Raw genomic sequence first — 5,940 nt, 5'->3', positions numbered from 1 at the left:
CAGCCGCCTCCGCGGCGATGGGACAGTGGCCTGGAAGGCCTACGTCTTCGACGGTTGGGGCAACGTGCTCGGCGGCTGACCGCCGAATCAGGGAATCCGTCCAAGGTGTTGGGCGTGTTAAACATATTGCCATGCATGAGACGCGTTATTGCGTTGCACCAACGCATATCGCAATGCAGCAAATCAGGCTTAGATGTGCTCCGAAACTTCCTTCTGGAGCATCACCAATGAACAAGAAGACTTTGTCGATCGCAGCCGCCGTCCTCGCCATCACGGGATCGACTGCCACCTTCGCCGCCGAGCTGCCGGCCTATGAGGCCTATGGCATGCCGGCGTCCCCCGTGCAGATCCGCGTGCTCGGTGCCGGCCATGTCGAGCAGCAGGTGTCGGCGCCCGCCACCAGCGTCACGGCGCTTCAGGCCGCCGTCCTCGCGCCGCGCAAGGTGAAGACCGCGACGGTGGGTTCGGCCCGCTAAGCGTCCGCGCCTAGCACAGTGCTGACGCATCGTGCCTAGCGCAGGATTCGGGTTTTTAGAAGGCCACGCATGGCGTCGGAACCGCGTTCCTCCGGGAGCGCGGTTTTTTCTTTGTGGCGGGGAGCCGCACGTTTTCGTGCGCGCATGCGCGGATCGAGAATTCGAAATCGAAAAAGAACCGCGCGATACCGTCATTGTGTACGGCCGTTCAAGACGTGTGTGATCCTCTTAATAGTTGTTTCGGAAATCGCGGCGCCTGATGCGCGCGCCGCTTATTGAGCGGCCAATTTCTCGAATCATACTGGAGGTCGTTCATGCCCGTTGCGCAGAAAGCCGTTGTTGCCAGCACCTCGCCGCGCGAATTCATTGTCAGGCATCTTGCGTTGTTCGCGGCCGCCGCGCTGTTCGTGTTCGTGCTCAGCCTGACCTACGGCCTCGATCTCAGCCCCGGGCTGTTCTGATCACCACTGCTCGAGCGGCGCGCAATTCGCGCTACACACCTTACGTCACGACGTTGCGTGCCAGCCCTGCGCCCACATGGGTTGAGCCGCGGCCCCTGACAGCCTATCGCTCATCCATGGATCAGCGGACGAGCGGCGCTGACGCTCTCACTCAGAACAATGATGCGGCGCCGGCGCTTCTTGGCGTGGCGTGCGGCCTGTCGGCGGCGCTGTTTTGGGCGCTGGGCTTTGCCGGCACGCGACATGGACTCAAGGTCGGCTTCACGCCGGTCGATCTGCTCGTGCATCGCTATGTCTGGTCCGGCATCGCGTTCCTGCCGCTGGTCGCACGCGCCGGCATCTCCGATCTCTGCGGCATCGGCTGGGGCAGGGGCCTTGCGCTGATGGTGCTCGGCGGCCCCGTGATGTCGCTGATCTCCTACACCGGCTTCCTGTTCGTGCCGCTCGGCCATGGCAGCGTGATACAGCCGTCCTGCGCCACGCTGGGCGGCCTCCTGCTCGCCGCATTGGTGCTGAAAGAGAGGATCTCCGCCTCGCGGCTCGCGGGCGCCATCATCATCGTCGCCGGGCTCGGCGTCATCGGCGCGGAATCGATCGGCCATATCGGCGCCGAGGGCGTGCAGGGCGATCTGATCTTCGTGCTGACCGGATTGATGTTCGCCGGATTCGGCGCAGCGCTGCGGCACTGGCGCGTCTCGGCCGTCTCGGCCGCGCTGGTCATCAACGTCCTGTCGCTATTGCTGCTGCCGCTCTACATCGCCACCGGCGGGCTCGCCCGCATTGCGGCGATCGGCATGACCGAAAACGCCATCCAGGCGCTGGCGCAGGGCGTGCTCGCAGGTCCGGCCGCGCTCTATCTGTTCGCGGTCTCGGTGCAGCGCCTCGGCGTCGCGCGCGCCGCGGTGTTTCCGGCCTGCGTGCCCGCCCTGACGCTCCTGACCGGCTGGCTCCTGCTTGGCGAACCGCCGACGCTGCTGCAGACCGTGGGTCTCGCGACGGTGCTGTGCGGGTTCTATCTGGCGCAGAGGCAGCGGTAGACCCGACCTCGACGCGGGTGAGCGAGAGCGATCACGCATCCCGAAAAACGGAAGGCCGCCCAGAGGGCGGCCATTCAAGTCTTAAAGCAGTGATGCAATCAAACGCGTATTCAAAAGGATCCAGCCCCGGGTTGAACAAAATACCTACGCTCTTCAAACGCCTCCCCGGCAGGAATGAGCTTACACGCATTTTGGGCCGGGATAAGCGGAAATCGTGTGTTCCAGGGAGGGAACCCCCGTTAGCCTTACCGCGCGGGCACGCTGTCTCGGGCTACGCCTTCCTGACGAATTCCGACTTCAGGTTCATGGCGCCGATGCCGTCGATCTTGCAGGCGATGTTGTGACCGTCGCTGGCATCCTGGAGGCGGATGTTGCGCACCTTGGTGCCGCCTTTCACGACCGAGGAGGAGCCCTTGATCTTGAGATCCTTGACCACGATGACGCTGTCGCCGTCGCTGAGCACATTGCCATTGGCATCGCGCACGCCGGCGTCTGCCGCCGTATCGGCAGCCGCATCCGCCGCGCCGCTCCACTCGTGGCCGCACTCCGGGCAGACCCAGAGGTCGCGGTCCTGATAGGCGTGTTCGGAGCTGCACGCGGGGCATTTCATCGTGTCGGTCATATCTGTCTCGTTCAAAGGTTCGTTCGCGGCGCGACCGTAGGGGCGGGAACCGGGAAAGCAAGGAAAAGCTGCTGACGGTCGTCGCCTGGCGGTGCGATATCACCGGAAGAGCGCCGCGAAGATCACGTAGAGCCAGCCCAGGATGCCATGGATGATCGCCCACAGGATCGAATGGTTGTTGGTGTAGGAGATCGCAATGGCGAGCGCCGAGCCGAAGCCCACGCCGTATTTCGCGCCCTCGCCGCGGACGCCGTAATAGCGATTGCCGTTCATGGTGATCCTTCCTGCGGATTGCGATGCCAAGTTACGCGCCCCGCAAAAGAAACATCGAAAACAACCCCATGCACAGTAGAAAACACCAGGGATTTCGAAGGCCTGCGATCCCGAGATTCGTGCGAGGGCAAAGCCGGCCTGTGGGAGGAATGGCGAGGGGCGAGACGTGAAAGCCTGCCACCGACTTCGGCGATACCGAACGAGATTTGACCCGTCGGGCAAAACAGGCGCATGATGGCATGGTGGCGCCGTGCGACGGCCGGGAGTTGATGCGTCGCAGGCCGCGGGGCGACATGCCGAAACAACTCAAGAGACGACTGAAGACCTACCAGACCTCGCTCGGCTTCTACGACCAGGCCATCGCCGCGCCCTCGATGAAGGCGGCGCTTCAGGCCTGGGGCGCCAGCTCCAATCTGTTCCATCAGGGCGTGGCGCGTGAGACCGACGATCCCGGCATCGTCGCCGCGACCATGGCCAAGCCAGGCGTCGTGCTCCGGCGTCCGGTCGGATCGGACGGTCCGTTCACCGAGAGCGCGGAGCTGCCGACCGATCTCGCCGACGGCGATGCCAGGCCGCGATCGAAGCGGCGTCCGGCGAGGCCGGCACCGAAAGCAGCCGGCAAGATCGACGACAAGCAGGCGCGCAAGGCCGCCGCTTCGTTCGCGAAGGAGGAGCAGCGGCGCGAGGCCGAGCGCCGCAAGGAAGAGGCCGCCCGCGCCAAGGAGCAGGCGCGCCGGGAGAAGGCGGTCGCCGCGGCCGAGGCTGCGCTTGATAAGGCGAGGCGGGAGCACGAGGCGCGAACCGAGGAGATCGAAACCGCGCGGGCCGCGCTCGATGAGCGCGCCGACGTTGAAGAGTCCCGCTGGGCCAAGCAGAGGACGAAGCTGGTCGAGGCGTTGCGCCGGGCGCGCGAGTAAAGCAGCGTGAACCGCGCGCCGCCGCGGCTACGGCNAGCCGCTCATCCGGGTCAAGCTTGCTGCCATAACCGTCGAAAAGTCCATATCGGGACGACGCCGCCGCTCCCCAGTACATTTCCCGATGGCGGCAAGCCATTGGTCGGGACAGGTTGGCACGGCAAACGTGACGATGGCTTGCAATGGATGCCATGGCCATGCCGACCGGCCGCATCGAGCTGAAGCTTCGGAAGGTGTCGCAGCTCTTCAACACGCTGGATCCGTCGCCATTCAGGGAAAGCGAGCTTGCGCTCGACGCCGAAGACTACATCGTCGGCCGCGCGCAGGAGTTGCCAGTCGATGCGCCGATCGCGATCGTCATTCATCTGCCGTCAGACGAGCTGTCGCGGGCGTCCGCGAGCGACATCGTCACCGCGGTAAAGGATCATTTCGACCTCAGAAATGAGGCGATGACCCGCGAGATGCGTGAGCTGTTCAGGACCGGACGGTTCTCGCTCGCGGTTGGCCTTTCCATCCTGTCGTTATGCCTGGTGCTCGGCTGGCTCCTGCTGCGAAAACTGGACGCGAGTCCCGTGTCGCACATCCTGCAGGAGAGCTTCCTGGTCTTCGGCTGGGTTGCGATCTGGAAGCCGTCCGACATCTTTCTTTACGCCTGGCCCCCGATTGCCCGGCGCAGGGCGCTTTTCCGTCGGCTCGCGGCTGCCGACGTCGCGCTCGACAGCGACGTCCCCTGGCTTTCCCGTTCGTCAAAGGAGGAGAAGGATGTCGAGGCCATGTAAATTCGAGTCCAGCATCTTGAACCACGAAGAGCAGCAGATCGTTCTGACGTCGCACCATCCCGCGATCGGAGAGGTCGATCGCACGGCACTGGAGAAATTGCGCAGCCTCCTGCGTGACCTCAGCGACAAGGAACGCACGCTCGCGCACCGCCAGCGACGCGTCGCGAAGGGTTCGGCCGATCCCGGCGGTCGCCGCACGCCGGGGGCGGGGGCAAGCACGTTCCGGCGCAAGGAGGTTTTTGTTGCCGCCCTCAAGCGCGTCAACAAGGAGCTGCGACGGCTGCAGAATTTTGAAGCAAGGCGCGAGCTGGGAGAAGCCGCCCGACGGGCGCTGGCGCTGCGCCGGGCGAGGCAGTTCGCGCGCCCGGCCAATCATCCGACGCCCCATGACGGCATGCGTGCACTGCCGAGCCGTCGTCGAGCCGTCAAACTCCCTCCCTCGAAGGTTGGACGGGTTTCACAGGCCAACAAGAGGGCACAGGCCAGGCGCGACTCCCGGCGCTGACCGGATGTCGCCGCCGGGGCAAGCCCCGCACAAGCGGGCATTGCGATGGTGGCCTCCACTCCGAGCGCAGGGAGATTCTGCAATGCCGATCGCGGGGCAAAAGCTGGCCTTTGTCTTGGCCGCGTCCAATCACGGGACGATGATCGTCAATCGCTTCGACTATCGCATGACCGCTCCCGACCGCGGCTATGGCGTCGGGTTTCAGATCCTCGAGACGGCCGCCTTCGATCCAGGCGAGGTCAAGATCGCGCTCGAACTGCTGGCATTGCGACGGCGGCATCATGGCGATGGCGTGATCGCCATCGATTGCGGTGCGAATATCGGCGTGCACACGATCGAATGGGCCTCAGCGATGACGGGGTGGGGATCGGTGGTCGCGGTGGAAGCCCAGGAACGGATCTTCTACGCGCTGGCGGGCAATATCGCCATCAACAACTGCTTCAATGCGTTCGCGGTGCATGCGGCCGTGTTGTCCGAATCCGGCATGATGCAGATTCCGAATCCGAACTATTTCACGCCGTCCAGCTTCGGCAGCCTGGAACTGCGGCCGCGCCCGAGCAACGAATTCATCGGTCAGCCGATCGACTATGCACAGAACACCGTCGCCATCCGCAAGATGATGCTGGACGAGCTCGATGTGCCGCGGGTCGATTTCATCAAGATCGATGTCGAAGGCATGGAGATGGAGGTCCTCGCGGGCGCCCGGGAGACAATCAGGACCTATCGCCCGATCCTGCTGATCGAGGCGATCAAGACGGACAAGCTCCAGCTCGCGCAGTGGCTGTCGGACAACGGCTATCAGTTGATGCCTCTGGGCATCAACATTCTCGCCATCCATCAAAGCGATGCGAGCCTGAAGGATATCATCCCGCC

General features: G+C 64.2%; 9 protein-coding genes. 7 read left to right on the top strand and 2 right to left on the bottom strand.

Going from position 1 to position 5,940, the window contains the following annotated elements; genetic code table 11:
* Nucleotides 1–227: 227 nt before the first annotated feature.
* The 3 genes from A5906_RS24260 (at nt 228) to A5906_RS24255 (ending at nt 1,974) form a co-directional block, all read left to right on the top strand.
* Nucleotides 228–476: a hypothetical protein gene (locus A5906_RS24260; protein ID WP_080137805.1), complete on the top strand. Its 249-nt coding sequence runs from the start codon at nt 228–230 to the stop codon at nt 474–476.
* 314 nt (nt 477–790) lie between these two features.
* Nucleotides 791–937, top strand: coding sequence for a hypothetical protein (locus A5906_RS43125; RefSeq protein ID WP_167523422.1), 147 nt, complete (start codon nt 791–793; stop codon nt 935–937).
* Between the two features lie 116 nt (nt 938–1,053).
* A complete protein-coding gene (locus tag A5906_RS24255; RefSeq protein ID WP_080137804.1) occupies nt 1,054–1,974 on the top strand; it encodes a DMT family transporter in 921 nt (306 codons plus the stop codon).
* A gap of 271 nt (nt 1,975–2,245) precedes the next feature.
* Here the strand turns inward: A5906_RS24255 and A5906_RS24250 are convergent, their stop codons facing one another.
* Together A5906_RS24250 and A5906_RS43120 are read right to left on the bottom strand one after the other, a co-directional pair.
* On the bottom strand, nt 2,246–2,596 hold the full coding sequence (locus A5906_RS24250) for a zinc ribbon domain-containing protein YjdM (RefSeq protein ID WP_080137803.1): 351 nt from the start codon (nt 2,594–2,596) through the stop codon (nt 2,246–2,248).
* 99 nt (nt 2,597–2,695) lie between these two features.
* Nucleotides 2,696–2,869, bottom strand: a complete 174-nt coding sequence (locus A5906_RS43120; protein ID WP_167523421.1) for a hypothetical protein — start codon at nt 2,867–2,869, stop codon at nt 2,696–2,698.
* A 293-nt stretch (nt 2,870–3,162) separates the two neighbouring features.
* On the opposite strand from A5906_RS43120, the gene A5906_RS24245 reads away from it, so the two are divergent.
* From A5906_RS24245 to A5906_RS24230, 4 genes are all read left to right on the top strand, one after another.
* Nucleotides 3,163–3,786, top strand: a complete 624-nt coding sequence (locus A5906_RS24245; protein WP_080138246.1) for a cell envelope biogenesis protein TolA — start codon at nt 3,163–3,165, stop codon at nt 3,784–3,786.
* A gap of 179 nt (nt 3,787–3,965) precedes the next feature.
* Nucleotides 3,966–4,562 carry a hypothetical protein gene (locus A5906_RS24240; protein WP_080137802.1) on the top strand — a complete coding sequence of 199 codons (597 nt, stop codon included), beginning with the start codon at nt 3,966–3,968 and terminating at the stop codon, nt 4,560–4,562.
* Nucleotides 4,563–4,578: 16 nt separating this feature from the next.
* Nucleotides 4,579–5,067, top strand: coding sequence for a hypothetical protein (locus tag A5906_RS24235; protein ID WP_080137801.1), 489 nt, complete (start codon nt 4,579–4,581; stop codon nt 5,065–5,067).
* Nucleotides 5,068–5,149: 82 nt separating this feature from the next.
* Nucleotides 5,150–5,940, top strand: a 791-nt coding sequence (locus tag A5906_RS24230) for an FkbM family methyltransferase (RefSeq protein WP_080137800.1), incomplete at its 3' end; no start/stop codon positions are given.

The sequence above is a fragment of the Bradyrhizobium sacchari genome (genome assembly GCF_002068095.1).
GTDB classification, from domain to species: domain Bacteria; phylum Pseudomonadota; class Alphaproteobacteria; order Rhizobiales; family Xanthobacteraceae; genus Bradyrhizobium; species Bradyrhizobium sacchari.
This window is presented reverse-complemented; position numbering and strand designations above follow the sequence as displayed.